This is a genomic window from Solibacillus sp. FSL W7-1324 (assembly GCF_038008025.1).
Taxonomy (GTDB): domain Bacteria; phylum Bacillota; class Bacilli; order Bacillales_A; family Planococcaceae; genus Solibacillus.
In genome coordinates this window covers 976,263-993,592 of record NZ_JBBOYH010000001.1, presented here as the reverse complement: position 1 = coordinate 993,592, position 17,330 = coordinate 976,263, and the positions used below count along the sequence as shown (strand labels likewise).

The following is a 17,330-nucleotide window of genomic DNA, read 5'->3' as shown; positions in this document are numbered from 1 at the left end:
GTTGTTACTGATTATTTAATTGGTGCATCAGCAGTTAATTCAATTTCATGTAATTCAGTTGGATTACCATAGTCAACATTGTAGTTTTTCACACGTTTGTTAACTGGAATGATTTCTGTACGGAAGTATGTTGGAATTGTTGTTGCTTGTTCGAACATGTACTCTTCCCACTTACGGAATGCATCCGCACGGTAATCTGCGTCAACCGCTTCTTTAGAGTCGATATCAGCTAATAATTTTTGTAATTCAGGTGTTACGAAACGGCTGTAGTTGAATGAAGCACCTTCACCGTATAAGCCAAGTGGAGATGGGTTTGTACCAGTACCCCATGCAGCCATGAACATATCGATTTCAGGATCATCAGCTTGTACTTTATCATAGAAGCTGTTGAACTCGATTAAACGGCCAGTTGTTAACTGTACATCTAAACCAACATCTTTCCAGTTTTGACGGAAGTATTCAACGATTGCTTCATCAGTGTCAGAACCTGACATACCTGCCATACGGATTTCGAATTTTTCACCGTTTTTATCTTCACGGATACCATCGCCATCAACGTCTTTGTATCCAGCTTCATCTAATAATGCTTTCGCTTTTTCAGGATCATAGTTGAATCCTTCTAAAGAGTTGTCATGGAATGAAGCGAATGCTGGCGGAATTAATGAAGTTGCACGTGAACGTAAGCCTTGGTAGAAACGCTCTGTTACTTGCTCGATATCCATTGCGTAAGCAACAGCTTTACGTAAGTCAGCATCATTCATTTTTGCATTTTCATCTGTAACGTTTACACTTGCAGTTGCATCCCATTTACCAAGCTTGAAGCCAAGGTAAGAGTATGCTAACTCAGGACGAGCTAATACTGTTAAGTTTTCAAGATCTTTTACGCCATCATATTGGTTTGTAGGGTATGAAGACGCCATGTCATATTTACCTGTACGTAATGCTTCACCGATAGAAGATGAAGGAACTACTTGTAATACTACTTTATCTAGTTTTGGTTTACCTTTCCAGTAGTTCTCGTTCGCTACGAACTGAACAGATTCACCGTCAACTAATTTATCTAATTTAAATGGTCCTAAAGTTACAGGAGATTTACGTACTGCATCAGAAGAGATTAAGTCCTTAACAGGAATATCCTTCAATACGTGCTTAGGTACTGCATAACCCCATAAACCGTCACCTAAAGAATAGATAGCTGGAGAAACTTTAGTCATTGAAATTTCAATTGTTTTGTCATCAATCTTTTTAATACCAGAGATTGAATCCGCTGTACCTGCTTTATATTCAGCAGCACCGATAATGTTTTTGAAGTCATCATCATAACGGATACCTGTATAATCAGGGTGACCGATAATTTCGTAAGCATAAATGATATCGTCAGCAGTCATTGGCTGACCATCAGACCATTTTACTTCGTCAGGTTGGATAGTGATTGTTACTTTGTTGTTATCTGCATCAACATCTAACTTCGCAATCCCTTCATCCGTTACAAGGAAGTCACCGTCTGTATCAAAAATAGAGTTTGTCATGAAGTCTAAAATATCTGCATCATAACCATCTTCATATAATTCATATGAGAATACACCTTGGAAAGGAGAATCTGTTACTAAAGCGAATTGTAAAGTACCGCCTTCGATTGCATCTCCATCATTTGTAACTTCAGATGGTAATGTTGGAGATTCCGCAGTAGTAGAACCACCGTCATTTGTATTTTCTTCTGTTTGATTACCATCTTTTTCAGCTGGTTTTTCAGTAGACGTTTCGTCATCTCCTCCACAAGCTGCTAATACTAATGCCGTAGCAAATACTGATGACAGCATTAAACCTTTCTTTTTCTTCATCTGTTTTTCCTCCCTTATTATCCTAAACGTTGTTTTGCGTCAGCAGAGCGTCGTAACGCTTGACCAACGTAATTTATACCAAGCATCATTACTAAGATTAATATTGATGCAGGCAACCATACCCACCATTTACTCGATAAAATTATCGGGTTCATAGCATAACTTACTAAAGTTCCTAAACTTGGTGTTGACGGTGGTAAACCGAAACCTAAGAATGAAAGACCTGTTTCGATCCCAACATTCCCTGCAAAGCTTAATGTCACTTCCACAATAAGCAGTGAGCTTAAGTTTGGCAATAAACCTTTAAACATGATCGCGAAATCACTTGTACCCATTGTTTTAGAGGCACTAATGTAATCGCGTCGTGCTTCAGATAGCGCTTTGGAACGCACAAGTCTGGCCGTCGACATCCACTGAAATGCTGCAATAATTAAGATTAAATCTACTATTCCGTATGATGGAATGATTGTTACGACTACGATGATAATCATTGTAGTTGGTAGAGTGATAAAGAAATCAATAATACGCATGAAGAAATTATCGATGAAACCACCGTAATATCCCATAATAATACCAAGACCGATACCGACTACGTTTGCGATAATTGTGATCGCAATGGCAATCAGTATAGAGTTTTTCGCGCCAATGATTAGCTGGCCGAACATATCACGTCCGGCTTCATCGGCCCCAAGGATATATCCTCGGACACCTGGTTCAGTGAAACGCTCCAATAATTGGATTTTCATTACTTCCGTTTGATCAATAGTGAAGAATGCCATAATCATAATCGCGATCATTAGCAGGATACTTCCTATTAATGAGAACATTGCTAATTTATCTTTTTTAAACTCTCGCCATATTACTTGAATACCAGTTGGTGGAGAGCTTTGAGATTCTAATTTTTCTACTGTCTGTTCATTTTTGTTTTCCATGATTAAAATCACCTCTCCTTAGTCATTATTAATTGATTAGTCTATGCGAATTCGCGGATCCACTATACTTAAGATAATATCGGATAATAGACTACCTAATAATGCTAAGAAGCCATATAACATTACTAATGCCGTTATTACACTGTAGTCACGACTTGAAATGGACTCGACAAATAATTTACCCATTCCAGGATAAGCGAATACAGTTTCAATGAAAATTGATCCACCAAGTAAACCGGTAATTGTGAATCCTAAGAACGCTGCAATCGGTAACAGAGAGTTACGGAAGATATGACGGGAATACACTTTCTTCATCGGTATCCCTTTACTGCGTGCTGTTTTAACATAATCCATTGTTTTTGCATCAATAATTTCCGAACGTAAATATTGAATAACACCTGTCGTACCTAGCAGTGCATAGCTGGCTGCCGGTAACAGTAAATGGTAGAATTTACTCCAATAATAACTCCAGGTTCCCGGATCCATTCCTATTTCCACCGTACCACTTGTCGGGAACCACATAAGCCGGTAACCAAACACGAATACAAAAATTAAATACAGTACGAATGCAGGAATTGCATATGAGATAAAGCTGTAAAGTACAATCGATTTATCCAAGAATGAATCGTGGTAACGTCCAGCCAAAACCCCTAGAGGAATTGCCAGCACATAAAGGAAGAATACACTCAGCAATGAAAGTAATAATGTATTCATTGCACGGTCACCAATAATATCTGCAACCGGCTTTTTAAATGTATAACTCTGACCGAAGTCACCTTGTGCTGCATTTGCAATCCAGTTGTAGTATTGTACATACCATGGATCATAGAAGCCTGATTTAACACGTAATTCTTCAATTACACTCGGATCTGTTTCCGGTGTAATTAACCCTGTAAATGGATCACCAGGCATTTGTTTCGCTAATATGAAAATTAGGAGACTTAAAATAAATAGCTGCGGAATCATTATTAATACACGGCGAACTATCGTTTTCCACATACTATACACGCTCCTTTTCATCTTCAGACATTGCTACTCGATGTGAGTCTGAAATCGATTTTAAAGGATATACTTTTCCATCCTTGTCGTAATATTTATGTTGTTCCTGACGGTATGCTGCTTCAACTTTTTGACGCTCAACCTTACGTTCAATTCGCGTTTCAGGCTCGATATCAGGAATTGCAGAAAGCAGGCGATTTGTATAAATATGCTGCGGATTTGTGTAAATATCTTCTCGCTTACCTGTTTCTACGAATCTGCCTTTATACATGATAGAGATATGATCACACATATGGCGAACAACACCTAAATCGTGAGAGATGAATAAATAACTAATTCCATATTGTTCCTGAATATCCTTCATAAAGTTTAAAACTTGTGCCTGAACGGATAAATCAAGTGCCGAAACCGGCTCATCCGCGATAATCATTTTTGGGTTACATGCAACTGCACGGGCAATCCCTAGACGTTGCTTTTGCCCCCCAGAGAATTCGTGCGGATATTTAAGAAGTACGTCCTCTGACATCCCTACAATTGCGAGTAGCTCATTGATACGTTTGCGCTCTTCTTGCGGAGATAACTTCAAAAAATTACGAATTGGCTCTGCTAAAATATCCAATACACGTTTACGCGGGTTCATACTTGAATGTGAATCCTGGAAAATCATCTGTATATCACGGTTATATGCTGAATCACGTTTACGGCGGGAATTTGTTACATCTTCACCCTCGTAAAGAATACGGCCTGATGTAATTTTCTCCAGTCCGATAATTGCTTTACCGGTTGTCGATTTACCTGAGCCTGATTCACCTACAAGACCGTAAGTTTTTCCGCGCTCAAATTCCATCGTTACACCATCTACTGCATAAACATGATCAACTATTGTGTTAAAAAATCCACCTCGGATCGGATAGTGAACTTTTAAATCTTCTACTTGCATGAAACTCATTGATTTACGCTCCCTTCCTCATCCTCAAAATGGAATTCTTTCCAGCAAGTACAGCGTACAAGATGGCCAGGAGCAACTTCATGAAGCTGTGGGTTTTCTTCATGTGCTGATTGCGGAATCCAAGGAATACGTGATGAGAAACGGCAGCCTTGGCGAGGTAACTTCATTAAAGAAGGAACCATTCCTTGAATTATTTCTAATTTTTCTTCCTCACTGTTTGTTTGAGGAATTGATTTTAATAACGATCTTGTGTATGGATGCTTCGGATTTCTGAATAGCTCTACAACCGGCGCTTCCTCTATTACTTCACCGGCATACATTACAGCTACACGGTCTGCTACTTCAGCAACAACACCTAAGTCATGCGTAATTAAAATAATGCCTGATTGTATTTCGTCTTGCAGTGACTTTAATAAGTCTAAAATTTGTGCTTGGATTGTTACATCAAGTGCTGTTGTCGGTTCGTCCGCAATAATGATTGCAGGCTTTCCTGATAATGCGATCGCGATCATAACACGCTGACGCATACCACCCGATAACTGATGCGGGAATTGTTGTGCAACACGCTGCATATTCGGAATCCCTACTTGATCCAGTAACTCAATAACTCGTTTTTGACGTTGTTCTTTAGTTAATTTCGTATGATAAATTAACCCTTCCTCAATTTGCTCACCGATACGCATTAATGGGTTTAATGCAGAAAGTGGATCTTGGAAAATGAACCCGATGTCATTTCCTCTTAACTTATTAAACTGATCATCTGTCAATTTAACTAAGTTTTGATTGTTGTAAAGAATTTCCCCTTCAACTTTTGTAGTAACAGAATTGTGCAACCCGACTACTGATGTTGCCAAAGTACTTTTCCCGCAACCTGATTCACCAACAATTGCTAAAATCTCATTTTTGCGAAGCGTTAACGAAACATTGTCTACAGCTGGGTAGTATGTATCTTTAATTCGGAAACTCGTACGTAAATTTCGGATTTCTAATAATTCATTCGTAGACATTAAATAACCGCTCCTTTCTTCTTAAACATACAATCGACTCTGCTAAACTCGCTCTATATTAAATTTTTCCAAATAGATTAAAATACCCTTATCGAAAAAATTTAAACCTTGCTAATACTCAGTCTTTTTAAAATATTAACGTTTTGTTAATTTTTTGTACTACTTCGTAAATTATCCATAAAATTTATTTGCATGTCAATTATTAAACTTTCTAACTATTCTAATTTAACATTTTAAATTTATCAATAGCAAACTATTCTTTTAAATTTAAATTTTCCGATAATTACGCTCAAAAATTAACGCTTAGTGATTATAATTATGTCTTTTCAACATAAAAACATCTAGAAATACTTTTTTATGTAGTTTAATAAAATTCACTCTCATTAAACTTCAATATTAAAAAAACTGATAATTTGCATATTGGAATTATATAACTATAACAAAAACGTGTAAAGTATATTTTTGATAACTTCACACGTTTTTGAATATTTTTAATATTTTTTTATTTTATAAAAGCCCGAATGACGCGACTAAAAACCCGTGAAAGCCGATTCTCCCACGGATTAAAGTTTTACTTTATTTTAATTTTCCCGCTTTTAAGTCTTGATGCCAATTTTTCAGGAAAGGAATATCCTGTTCCTGAATTGCAGATGCTTCTTTTGCTGCGTCGATTAAGTAGTCGAAATTTGTCAATGAAACAAATTTAACGCCAGCTTCATTAAACACCTGATCCGCTTTAGGCAAATTATATGTATATACACATACGACACCTAACACTTCGCATCCTGCATTGCGTAATGCTTCAACGGCTGTAATGGACGAACCTCCTGTTGAGATAATATCCTCAATGACAACGACCTTTTGACCTTTTGCATATTTACCTTCAATCTGGTTTCCACGCCCGTGCTCTTTCGCTTTTGAACGCACATATACCATCGGCAACTGCATAATATCCGCAACCCACGCAGCATGGGGAATTCCAGCTGTAGCTGTTCCTGCCACTACTTCACAGTCTGAAAAATGCTCCTTGATTAATGATGACAGTCCATTGGCAAGCTGTTTTCGAATAACTGGATCCGAAATTGTTAAACGTGTATCACAATAAATCGGTGACTTAATTCCTGAAGCCCATGTAAATAAATCGGTTGGATTTAATTCCACCGCTCCTACTTTCAGCATTGCATGTGCAATTTCATTTTGTAATGTCATTTTAGTTAGCCTCCCATAAGTTACAAACTTCTTGATACGCTTTTACCGGATTGACGGCACCTGTAATGGCACGGCCTACAACAATCAGTGATGAGCCGTCCTTTTTCGCTCCATCAGGGGTTGCGATACGCTGCTGATCATGCGCTTCCCCACCAAGCATACGAATACCCGGTGTCACCCGTAAAAAGTCATCTCCGCATGCTTCACGGATTGCCTTTGCCTCATGAACAGAGCAGACTACGCCCTGGAGGCCCGCTTGTTTTGTCAGCTGTGCATAGTGTAAAACGGATTCTTTTAAAGATAGGGCAATTTTCTGCTCATCTTGCATTTGCTGTTCTGTCGTCGACGTCAGTTGTGTGACAGCAATTAATGCAGCTCTTTTAGCTCCGGCTGGTGTACCGGCCTCCAAACCTTCCAATGCACCTTCCATCATCTTAAGGCCACCTGCTGCATGCACATTCACTAAATCCACACCAAGCCCTGCTAAACCCTTCATCGCCGATTTCACCGTGTTCGGGATGTCATGAAGCTTTAAATCTAAAAATATATCATGTCCTTGATCTTTTACTTTACGTACAATACTAGGGCCTTCCTGCATATACAGTTCCATTCCGATTTTAACGAAAAGTTTCTCTTCGAATTGCCCTAAAAAGCCCATAACTTCTTTTTCACCGGGGAAATCTAATGCAATAATAGGTTTTGTATTCATATTAACGGTGGCTCCTTCCGATAAGTTCAGATATATGGTTCACATTTAACGTGTCCAGCAAGTCCGGTAATTCTTCAATAATGGTCGGGCATACGAAATGATCTACAAAGTTTGCTGTCCCGACTGCTACAGCCGATGCACCGGCAGACATGAAGTCGATTACATCCTGTGCACACGTAACCCCGCCCATACCGATAATGGGAATGTTCACCGCTTTATACACGTCATACACCATACGTATAGCTACCGGTTTAATGGCTGGACCTGATAAGCCACCTGTCCCGTTTGCAATGACAGGTTTTCCAGTACGCTCGTCCAAACGCATTCCCACAAGAGTATTAATCATTGTGATGCCGTCCGCTCCACCTGCTTCAACCGCTTTGGCAATGTCTACAATATTTGTCACGTTCGGAGAGAGTTTCACATAGACAGGGACACTTGAAACCGCCTTTACAGCCGCAGTCAACTGTCCAGCTGTTTCCGGATCTGTCCCGAATTGAATTCCGCCGCACTTTACATTCGGACAAGAAATATTCAATTCTAACGCTTTCACATTAGTGGCCTTTGAAATACGCTCTGCCACTTCCACATAATCCGCAACTTCCGTGCCGGCAACATTGGCAATAACCGGAACATCATAGCCTTCCAAAAACTTCAGCTCTTCTGCCATTACCTTTTCAATCCCCGGATTTTGCAGGCCGATCGCATTTAGCATTCCGGCCGATGTTTCGGCAACACGCGGTGTCGGATTTCCTTTACGCGTTTCCACCGTTGTTGCTTTGATCATGATGGCCCCAAGCTTTGATAAGTCATAAAGCTGGGCGTATTCGCGTCCAAAGCCAAAGCAGCCTGACGCGGGCATAATCGGGTTTTTCAATTCCAAACCTGGCAATTGCAAGTTTAAACGGCTCATAGTGCCACAACTCCTTTCGGGAAAACTGGCCCGTCCGAGCACACTTTCACATAATCTTTTCCGTATCCTTCAGTCGTATCGCATACACACGCAAAGCATGCTCCGATACCACAGCCCATCCGTTCCTCAAAAGATAAGTACCCTTCTTTTTCCGGGTAATAGCCTTCCAAAGCACGAAGCATCGGCAATGGCCCACATGAATAAAACAGATCGAATTCAGGCTTCACTTCATCAAATACTGTTGTAACAAACCCTTTCGTTCCTTTCGACCCGTCAACTGTTGCATAATACGTATCGCCCAGAGCATTGAACTGTTCCTCGTAGAAGCATACATCCTCTGATTGGAAACCTAGAACATGAATTGTTTTCACGCCGCGCGCATTCAGTTGTTTCGCTAATTCATGAAGTGGCGGTACACCAATTCCTCCTCCAACTAAAAGCGCTGTCTGGCCTGGTTTTGCCGCTTCAACAGGAAACCCGTTCCCTAACGGACCTAAAACATCCACGATTTCATTTTCACGGTTTGTTGCCAGAAATTTTGTACCACGACCTTCAGCACGGTAAATCATCGTAAATTCATTTTTTTCCTTATCTACATTGGCAATACTGATTGGTCGACGCAACAACGGTTCGAATGTATTTGACACTTTTACATGAACAAACTGGCCAGGCGACATGTCCTGAACCAGTTGTCCTTGTAGTGTCAATTCGAAAATGTTCGTCGCAATTTGCTTTTGTGCTACAACTGTCATCTTCTCTTGACGAATCATTTTAGTGTACAACCTCCGCTTTCGGCATTTCTTCTGCTGTAAATGTCATTGATTCAATTACACGCAGCATTGCTTCTGCTGTATCCAGTGAAGTTAGACATGGTACGCCGTTTTCTACCGATTCACGGCGGATACGGAAACCATCACGTGCCGGCTGTTTCCCTTTAGTCAATGTATTGACAACTAATTGGGCTTCACCATTTTGAATCATATCGATCAATGTTTTGCCTTTACCGCCGATTTTTTCTACGATGTCTGTTTTAATACCATTTGCTTCAAATGTTTTTGCTGTACCTTCTGTTGCAACGATGCGATAGCCGACCGTTGAGAAGCGTTTCGCCAGGCTGATCGCTTCCTGCTTATCTTTATCCGATACAGTGAACAGGATGGTACCATGTGTTTTAATTTCCATACCTGCTGCTACGAAGCCTTTATATAATGCTTTTTCGTATGTTGCATCTTTCCCCATTACTTCCCCTGTTGATTTCATTTCAGGTCCTAATGTAATGTCGACACGGCGTAATTTCGCGAATGAGAATACCGGTACTTTTACGAATACACCTTGCTGTTCTTTTGCAAGTCCAGTTGGGTAGCCTTGTTCAATGATCGATTGACCAAGAATCGCTTTTGTTGCGATATTTGCCATTGGAATGTTTGTAATTTTACTTAAAAACGGTACTGTACGGCTTGAGCGCGGATTTACTTCGATAACGTAAATTTCACCTTCGCTCATTACATATTGGATATTCATTAAACCGACAATGCCAAGACCTTTTGCAAGGCGAGTCGTATAGTCTACTAATGTTTCTTTCTGAGCATCCGTTAATTTTTGTGGAGGATATACACTGATTGAGTCACCTGAGTGTACCCCTGCGCGCTCAATATGCTCCATGATTCCCGGAATCAGCACATTCTCCCCGTCACAGATGGCATCAACTTCAATTTCCTGCCCTGTTAAATAACGGTCTACCAATACAGGGTGGTCCGGTGATGCTTCTACCGCATTCTCCATATAGTGTGCAAGCTCTTCCATGTTATAAACAATTTCCATTGCACGTCCGCCAAGTACATATGATGGGCGAACTAATACAGGGAAACCTAAACCTTCCGCAATTTTCATTGCACCTTCAGCAGATGTGGCTGTATCGCCAGGAGGCTGCGGAATTTTCAGTTCTTGTAATGCCGCTTCGAATTTATTGCGGTTTTCCGCACGGTCAATATCTTCAAGTGTCGTTCCTAAAATTTTCACGCCATTCGCTTCCAGCTTATCCGCTAGATTGATCGCTGTTTGCCCGCCGAACTGTACAACGACACCGATTGGCTGCTCCAGATCGATAATGTGCATTACATCTTCAATTGTTAATGGCTCAAAGTATAATTTATCCGAAATCGAGAAGTCAGTCGAAACCGTTTCTGGATTCGAGTTAATGATGATCGCTTCATAGCCCGCTTCTTGAATCGCCCATACAGAGTGAACTGTTGCGTAGTCGAACTCTACCCCTTGACCGATACGGATCGGACCTGAGCCAAGTACGACAACAGATGGTTTGTCAGTGCGGATGGACTCATTTTCCTCCTCGTATGTTCCGTAGAAGTATGGTGTATTCGATTCAAATTCTGCAGCACATGTATCAACCATTTTATATACTGGAATAATACCATGCTCTTTACGGAATTCATAAACCGCCTGCTCTTTCATTTCCCAAAGCTGTGCAATTTTTTTATCCGCAAAGCCTAGACGTTTCGCTGTACGTAAAATCTCTTTATTGCCTTTGTTTTCTGCCAATGTCGTTTCCATATCCACAATCTTTTTCAGCTTTGTTAAGAAGAACAGATCAATTGCAGACCATTCATGGATTTTTTCCACTGTTACGCCACGGCGCAATGCTTCACCGATAAAGAACAGACGCTCATCCCCTGCTTTTTTAATACGCTTTTCAATCCATGAATCGGTTAAATCTTCCGCATGTTTCATTTCAATATGCACATGGCCCGTTTCCAATGAACGGACTGCCTTTAAGATCGCTTCTTCAAATGTACGACCAAGTGCCATTACTTCCCCAGTCGCTTTCATTTGTGTACCTAGGTTACGTTTTGCCGATTCGAACTTATCAAATGGCCAGCGTGGAATTTTTGCGACAATATAGTCCAGTGCCGGCTCGAAGCATGCGAATGTTGAACCTGTAACTGGGTTTTTAATTTCATCGAGTGTAAGACCTACTGCAATTTTTGCTGCTAGCTTTGCGATCGGATAGCCTGTCGCTTTTGATGCTAATGCAGATGAACGCGATACACGCGGGTTTACTTCAATTACATAGTACTGGAATGAGTAAGGATCTAATGCCAGCTGAACGTTACAGCCACCTTCGATTTTCAGTGCGCGAATAATATCGAGTGAAATGTTACGCAGCATTTGGTTTTCACGATCCGATAATGTTTGTGTTGGTGCTACAACGATCGAGTCACCTGTGTGAATTCCTACCGGGTCAAAGTTTTCCATATTACATACAACGATTGCATTATCCGCCGCATCACGCATTACTTCGTATTCAATCTCTTTAAAGCCTGCGATTGATTTTTCCAGTAAACATTGTGTTACAGGCGAGTATTTTAAACCAGATGTTACAATTTCCTGTAAGTCCTGATCGTTATAGCAAATTCCGCCGCCAGTTCCGCCAAGCGTAAATGCCGGACGGACGATTACCGGATAACCGATTTTTGCAACGAATGCTTTTGCTTCTTTCATGTTATGAATAATATCTGATTCCGGGACCGGTGCTCCTAGCTCATACATTAAGTTACGGAACAAGTCACGGTCCTCGGCTTTATGAATCGCATCCAGTTTCGTACCTAAGATTTCGATTCCCAGTTCATCTAAAATGCCGGATTCATCAAGTTCGATTGCCATATTTAATCCTGTTTGACCACCTAAAGTAGAAAGAATGGCATCCGGACGCTCTTTACGTAAAATACGTGATACAAATTCAAGGCTGATAGGCTCGATGTATACTTTATCTGCGATTTCAGTATCCGTCATAATTGTTGCCGGGTTCGAGTTGATTAAAATAACTTTATAACCCTCTTCTTTTAATGATAGACAAGCTTGTGTCCCTGCATAGTCAAATTCCGCTGCTTGACCGATTACGATCGGACCTGAGCCGATTACTAAAATTGTATTTATATCTGTACGTTTAGGCATATTGGTTCTCCTTTGCTGCTTCGATTTCCATCATTTCGATAAATTCATCAAATAGGTAGTTTGAATCTTCAGGACCCGGTGATGCTTCCGGGTGATACTGCACAGTGAAGATCGGATATTTCTTATGGCGTACCCCTTCACATGTTCCATCATTTAAAGCGACATGCGTTAACTCCAGATCAGTGTCTTTTAATGACTCGATATCAATTGCATAGCCATGGTTTTGGCTCGTTAAATCCGTACGACCCGTACGCAGATTTTTTACCGGGTGATTTCCGCCTCGATGACCGAATGGCAATTTGAACGATTTCGCGCCACAAGCTAGTGAAAACAGCTGGTGCCCTAGACAAATACCGAAGATTGGCACTTTTCCGATTAGTCCTTTAATCGTTTCGATTCCTTCTGTTACATCTTCCGGGTTCCCTGGACCATTTGAAAGCATGATACCATCCGGATGCATTGCTAAAATTTGTTCGGCAGTTGTATTGTAAGGTACGACAAGTACATCACAGTCACGTTTGTTCAGTTCGCGTAAAATGCCGTGTTTCATTCCAAAATCGATCAGCACAACACGTTTCCCGCGTCCTGGTGAAGGGTATGCCGCTTTTGGCGATACTTCGCGGACATGATGTGTAATATAAGGTGTTTCCTGTAATTGAGCGACGATTTGTGTGATATCCACTTCAGCGTCTGCTTCCGTTAAGATTGCGCGTACAGCCCCTTTTGTACGAATAATGCGCGTTAATTTTCTTGTATCGATTCCCTCAATGCCAGGGATATTTTGTGAGGCCAAGTATTCCCCTAAAGACATATCCGAGCGCCAGTTTGATGGCTGCTCTGCCAATTCGCGTACGACAAAACCGCGGATTGCAGGAGTAATCGCTTCAAAGTCATCACGGTTGATGCCGTAATTTCCGACTAACGGGTATGTTAATGTAACAATTTGCCCGTAAAATGACGGATCTGAAATTGTTTCCTGATAGCCTGTCATCCCTGTTGTAAATACAACTTCTCCTTGACTTGCTTTGTCGCTTCCAAATGCAGTGCCTGTAAATACAGTGCCATCTTCTAAAATTAATAAACGCTTTTTCATTATTCTGCCTCCTGATATACAATATTGCCTTCAAACATCGTTACTACCGGCCATCCTTTTGCTGTCCATCCGTTAAATGGTGTATTGCGTCCTTTAGAAACAAAACCATCTGCATCGATTGCCTGTTCTTTATCCAAATCAATTAGTACAAGATCTGCTGATGCGCCTACTTCCAATGTTCCGTATGGAAGATCGAAAATTTGGGCTGCTTTTACACTCATCCAGTCGACTAATTGTTTTAATGTCCATTTTCCTGTCGCTACAAAATTTGTATACAACAATGGGAATGCTGTTTCAAAACCGACGATTCCAAATGGTGCCCCAACCATACCGCAGCATTTTTCCTCTTCTGTATGCGGTGCATGGTCTGTCGCGATACAGTCGATCGTACCGTCCAAAAGTGCTGCATGCAGTGAATCTTTATCGTCTGCAGCTCGTAATGGAGGATTCATCTTCCAGTTCGCATCATCTGATGGAATGTCCATTTCTTCTAATAATAAGTGGTGAGGACAAACTTCCGCAGTCACTTTAATACCTGCCGCTTTCGCATCTCTTACAGCACGTACGGATTCTTTCGTCGATACGTGGCAAACATGGTAGCGTGCACCGGCCGCTTCTGCGAGCAGTACATCACGAGCGATCTGTACTGATTCGCAAATCGAAGGAATCCCTGGTAATCCAAGTTCTTTATTGCGTTTTCCTTCATGCATAACCCCCTCGTAAATAAGTGAATTATCTTCACAGTGTGCAACAACTACCGCATCGATTTTTGCTGCCTGCTGCATTTGCTCATACATAGTCGACGCTAACTGTATTCCGATCCCGTCATCCGAGAAAGCGACTGCACCTTGTTCTTTCAACTCTTGCATATTTGTACGAACTTCACCTGAAATGTCTTTCGTTAATGAACCGTATGGTAAAACCCGAATTACTGCACTTTCTTTGATCAATCCGTTAATGAGCTGCATATTTTCTACCGAATCCGGTACCGGCTTCGTATTTGGCATCGCACAAATTGTTGTAAAACCGCCTTTTGCTGCAGATGCCGAACCTGTTGCAATCGTTTCTTTATGTTCAAAGCCAGGCTCACGTAAATGTGTATGTACATCGACAAAACCTGGTGATGCGAAATAGCCTTTACCGTCAATCAGTTTAGCGCCAGTTGGAATGTCTCCATTAATCGAAGCGATTTTGCCGTTTTCTATTACAATAGTAGATACTACTAATTCGCCTTCCTCATTGAGTAGTTTCACATTTTGTATAACTGTTGTCATATTGATCTCTTCCTTTCAAAATCGTTTCTAAAATGGCCATTCGAGTAAATACTCCGTTTCGCACTTGTTCAAAAATGCGGGAACGACTGCATTCAACAAGGGCATCCGCAATTTCCACATCGCGGTTCACCGGTGCCGGGTGCATAATGATAGCTCGCTCTTTCATCCGCTGTTCACGTTCAATTGTTAAGCCGTATTCTGCATGGTAGCTTTCTTTTGAAAAGTTCTTGCTTACAGAATGACGTTCATGCTGGATGCGCAGCAACATGATGACATCGCTGTCTTCAAGTACTTCATCCCAGCTATGTGCCGCTTCAAAATTTCCTGCCCATGCCGGCGGACAAAGGAATCGGACATTCGCCCCTAAACGAGTAAGTGCTGTCGCATTTGATTTTGCGACACGGCTATGTGAAATATCTCCGACGATTGTAATATTCAAATCTTCAAATCGCCCGAACTCTTTCTGGATCGTATATAAATCCAGCAATGACTGTGAAGGATGCTGGCCAGCGCCGTCTCCTGCATTGATGACTGCACACCCGATTCCTTCTAAAAGCTCGTTATAATATTCATCTTCCTTATCCCGAATTACGACCGCATCAATGCCGATCATTTCCAATGTTTTGACTGTGTCGTACAGTGTTTCTCCTTTTGTTGTACTGGAGAATTCAGCATCAAACGGAATCACTGTACACCCTAGTCGACGCTCCGCCATTTCAAAGCTCGTTTTTGTACGTGTACTTGGCTCAAAGAAAAGGTTTGCTACATGAAAGTCACGTGGTAACACAGGTTTTTCTCCATCTTCGAAATGCTGTGCTCGATTTAAAATCATCATTATTTCTTCATTTGACAAATGTTCCATCGATAATAAGTTTTTCATGTGAGTACCTCCGCTTATATCAATTACGCCCCGGCGCAAATGCTAGCTTGATATTATTTTATTACATTATGAATATTTAATCTACTTTTTGTTTAAATATACAATATCTCGTCATAAATAAGCCTCGCTATGATCATTAGCGAGGCTTGGAGGGTGTGACAAGGTAAGGCATCATCCTTTTCGGTGATCCTTTCATGCATGTCATACCCTTCCTTGCCTCTCTGGACAATCTTTAAAAGGTATTATTTTATTCTTCTGTTTCGTAAATATCTTTTTCTGTTACTTCACGGCCCGGCAATACAAGGTTCAAGATGACACCGATAATCGATGCTAATGCCATGCCTTCAATCGCAAAGCTTTCTGTAAAGCGCATTGCTGCTCCGCCGATTCCGACTACCAGTATGACAGATGCGATGACCATGTTTCGGTTATTTCCAAAGTCCACTTTACTTTCCACTAACATACGTAAACCACTTGCTGCGATAATCCCGAATAACAGGATTGAAATACCGCCAAGTACCGCTGTCGGAATCGTTTCAATCAGTGCCATCAGCTGACCTGAAAACGATACGATGATAGCAACGACTGCTGCTCCCATGATTACATACACTGAATATACACGTGTGATTGCTAGAACCCCGATGTTTTCGCCATATGTTGTTTTTGGCGGACCACCGATCAGTGCTGAAGCAAATGTTCCAAGACCGTCACCTAACAGCGAACGATGTAAGCCCGGGTCTTTAATATAGTTGCGGTTTACAACTTTCCCCAACACTAGCTGGTGACCGATATGTTCTGAAATCGTCACAATGACGATCGGCACCATCCCGATAAAGATAGCTCCAGTAAGTTGGAACTCATAATCTACACCAGGGATTAAGAAGTCCGGCAAAGCGAAGAACTTCGCATTTTTTACTGCCGTGAAGTCAACGATCCCGACGATGACTGAATATATATAGCCGACTACAATTCCCATAAGAATCGGCATTGCACTTAAAATGTTTTTAAAGAATACAGTGAAAATAATCGCCGTCGCTAATGTTACTAATGCTGCCGAGAAATGAAGGCCGCTATATTCCCCGTTCACATTCATCGCCATATCTACTGCCGTGCCTGACAAGCCTAATCCGATTACGATGATTACCGGTGCAACAACGATTGGCGGTAAAATATTCATCAGCCATTTGTAGCCTGTTTTCCAAATTAATAATGCTACGATTGCGTATACAACCCCGACCATCATTGCCCCGATCATTGCATTTCCCGGGTTGATGGAAACTCCTGCTTCCGTCATTCCTGCTACTAAGATAATAGGAGAGATGAAGGCGAACGATGAACCTAAGTAAGCCGGTACTTTAAACTGTGTAATGAACAAAAAGATGATTGTGGCGATTCCGCTTGTTAAAAGTGCTATCGCTGGGCTCAGCCCGACTAATTTTGGTACTAAAATTGTTGATCCGAACATGGCAAACATATGCTGGAAACTAAATGTAATCAGCTGCCCTGCTGTAGGTTTTTCATGAATATCCAATACTGCTTTCGTCATGATGTTCTC

The 17,330-nt window shown here is 41.2% G+C and carries 14 protein-coding genes; all 14 read right to left on the bottom strand.

From position 1 onward, the window contains the following. Positions 1-11 precede the first annotated feature (11 nt). Positions 12-1,841: an oligopeptide ABC transporter substrate-binding protein gene (gene opp4A, locus MKY71_RS04680; protein WP_339175492.1), complete on the bottom strand. Its 1,830-nt coding sequence runs from the start codon at positions 1,839-1,841 to the stop codon at positions 12-14. A 17-nt stretch (positions 1,842-1,858) separates the two neighbouring features. Beyond that, the gene (locus tag MKY71_RS04675; protein ID WP_339175491.1) at positions 1,859-2,773 is read right to left on the bottom strand and encodes an ABC transporter permease; all 915 of its coding nucleotides are present in this window, start codon (positions 2,771-2,773) and stop codon (positions 1,859-1,861) included. A 36-nt stretch (positions 2,774-2,809) separates the two neighbouring features. After that, positions 2,810-3,772 carry an oligopeptide ABC transporter permease gene (opp4B, locus tag MKY71_RS04670; RefSeq protein WP_339175490.1) on the bottom strand — a complete coding sequence of 321 codons (963 nt, stop codon included), beginning with the start codon at positions 3,770-3,772 and terminating at the stop codon, positions 2,810-2,812. Position 3,773: 1 nt separating this feature from the next. Next, a complete protein-coding gene (locus MKY71_RS04665) occupies positions 3,774-4,721 on the bottom strand; it encodes an ATP-binding cassette domain-containing protein (RefSeq protein ID WP_339175489.1) in 948 nt (315 codons plus the stop codon). Further along, complete coding sequence (locus tag MKY71_RS04660; protein ID WP_339175488.1) at positions 4,718-5,728, bottom strand: ABC transporter ATP-binding protein; 1,011 nt, start codon at positions 5,726-5,728, stop codon at positions 4,718-4,720. Before MKY71_RS04660 ends, MKY71_RS04665 begins: the two co-directional genes overlap by 4 nt. 576 nt (positions 5,729-6,304) lie before the next feature. Further along, a complete protein-coding gene (gene pyrE / locus MKY71_RS04655; RefSeq protein WP_339175487.1) occupies positions 6,305-6,937 on the bottom strand; it encodes an orotate phosphoribosyltransferase in 633 nt (210 codons plus the stop codon). Position 6,938: 1 nt separating this feature from the next. Then, positions 6,939-7,646: an orotidine-5'-phosphate decarboxylase gene (pyrF, locus tag MKY71_RS04650; RefSeq protein ID WP_340731732.1), complete on the bottom strand. Its 708-nt coding sequence runs from the start codon at positions 7,644-7,646 to the stop codon at positions 6,939-6,941. 1 nt (position 7,647) lies between these two features. Further along, complete coding sequence (locus MKY71_RS04645; protein WP_339198056.1) at positions 7,648-8,559, bottom strand: dihydroorotate dehydrogenase; 912 nt, start codon at positions 8,557-8,559, stop codon at positions 7,648-7,650. After that, on the bottom strand, positions 8,556-9,329 hold the full coding sequence (locus MKY71_RS04640; RefSeq protein ID WP_339175481.1) for a dihydroorotate dehydrogenase electron transfer subunit: 774 nt from the start codon (positions 9,327-9,329) through the stop codon (positions 8,556-8,558). Before MKY71_RS04640 ends, MKY71_RS04645 begins: the two co-directional genes overlap by 4 nt. A 1-nt stretch (position 9,330) precedes the next feature. Beyond that, positions 9,331-12,528: a carbamoyl-phosphate synthase large subunit gene (gene carB / locus MKY71_RS04635; protein WP_340731731.1), complete on the bottom strand. Its 3,198-nt coding sequence runs from the start codon at positions 12,526-12,528 to the stop codon at positions 9,331-9,333. Further along, the gene (locus tag MKY71_RS04630; RefSeq protein ID WP_340731730.1) at positions 12,521-13,621 is read right to left on the bottom strand and encodes a carbamoyl phosphate synthase small subunit; all 1,101 of its coding nucleotides are present in this window, start codon (positions 13,619-13,621) and stop codon (positions 12,521-12,523) included. The genes carB and MKY71_RS04630 overlap by 8 nt, the downstream gene beginning before the upstream one ends. Further along, complete coding sequence (locus MKY71_RS04625; protein ID WP_340731729.1) at positions 13,621-14,895, bottom strand: dihydroorotase; 1,275 nt, start codon at positions 14,893-14,895, stop codon at positions 13,621-13,623. Before MKY71_RS04625 ends, MKY71_RS04630 begins: the two co-directional genes overlap by 1 nt. Further along, on the bottom strand, positions 14,858-15,775 hold the full coding sequence (locus tag MKY71_RS04620; protein WP_339198049.1) for an aspartate carbamoyltransferase catalytic subunit: 918 nt from the start codon (positions 15,773-15,775) through the stop codon (positions 14,858-14,860). Before MKY71_RS04620 ends, MKY71_RS04625 begins: the two co-directional genes overlap by 38 nt. A 247-nt stretch (positions 15,776-16,022) precedes the next feature. Further along, positions 16,023-17,321: a solute carrier family 23 protein gene (locus tag MKY71_RS04615; protein ID WP_339198046.1), complete on the bottom strand. Its 1,299-nt coding sequence runs from the start codon at positions 17,319-17,321 to the stop codon at positions 16,023-16,025. Between the last annotated feature and the right edge of the window lie 9 nt (positions 17,322-17,330).

Excerpts from the sequence above, each read along its gene's own strand:
- opp4A (WP_339175492.1), bottom strand. The coding sequence starts at position 1,841 with ATGAAGAAAAAGAAAGGTTTAATGCTGTCATCAGTATTTGCTACGGCA.
- MKY71_RS04675 (WP_339175491.1), bottom strand. The coding sequence starts at position 2,773 with ATGGAAAACAAAAATGAACAGACAGTAGAAAAATTAGAATCTCAAAGC.
- opp4B (WP_339175490.1), bottom strand. The coding sequence starts at position 3,772 with ATGTGGAAAACGATAGTTCGCCGTGTATTAATAATGATTCCGCAGCTA.
- MKY71_RS04665 (WP_339175489.1), bottom strand. The coding sequence starts at position 4,721 with ATGAGTTTCATGCAAGTAGAAGATTTAAAAGTTCACTATCCGATCCGA.
- MKY71_RS04660 (WP_339175488.1), bottom strand. The coding sequence starts at position 5,728 with ATGTCTACGAATGAATTATTAGAAATCCGAAATTTACGTACGAGTTTC.
- pyrE (WP_339175487.1), bottom strand. The coding sequence starts at position 6,937 with ATGACATTACAAAATGAAATTGCACATGCAATGCTGAAAGTAGGAGCG.
- pyrF (WP_340731732.1), bottom strand. The coding sequence starts at position 7,646 with ATGAATACAAAACCTATTATTGCATTAGATTTCCCCGGTGAAAAAGAA.
- MKY71_RS04645 (WP_339198056.1), bottom strand. The coding sequence starts at position 8,559 with ATGAGCCGTTTAAACTTGCAATTGCCAGGTTTGGAATTGAAAAACCCG.
- MKY71_RS04640 (WP_339175481.1), bottom strand. The coding sequence starts at position 9,329 with ATGATTCGTCAAGAGAAGATGACAGTTGTAGCACAAAAGCAAATTGCG.
- carB (WP_340731731.1), bottom strand. The coding sequence starts at position 12,528 with ATGCCTAAACGTACAGATATAAATACAATTTTAGTAATCGGCTCAGGT.
- MKY71_RS04630 (WP_340731730.1), bottom strand. The coding sequence starts at position 13,621 with ATGAAAAAGCGTTTATTAATTTTAGAAGATGGCACTGTATTTACAGGC.
- MKY71_RS04625 (WP_340731729.1), bottom strand. The coding sequence starts at position 14,895 with ATGACAACAGTTATACAAAATGTGAAACTACTCAATGAGGAAGGCGAA.
- MKY71_RS04620 (WP_339198049.1), bottom strand. The coding sequence starts at position 15,775 with ATGAAAAACTTATTATCGATGGAACATTTGTCAAATGAAGAAATAATG.
- MKY71_RS04615 (WP_339198046.1), bottom strand. The coding sequence starts at position 17,321 with ATGACGAAAGCAGTATTGGATATTCATGAAAAACCTACAGCAGGGCAG.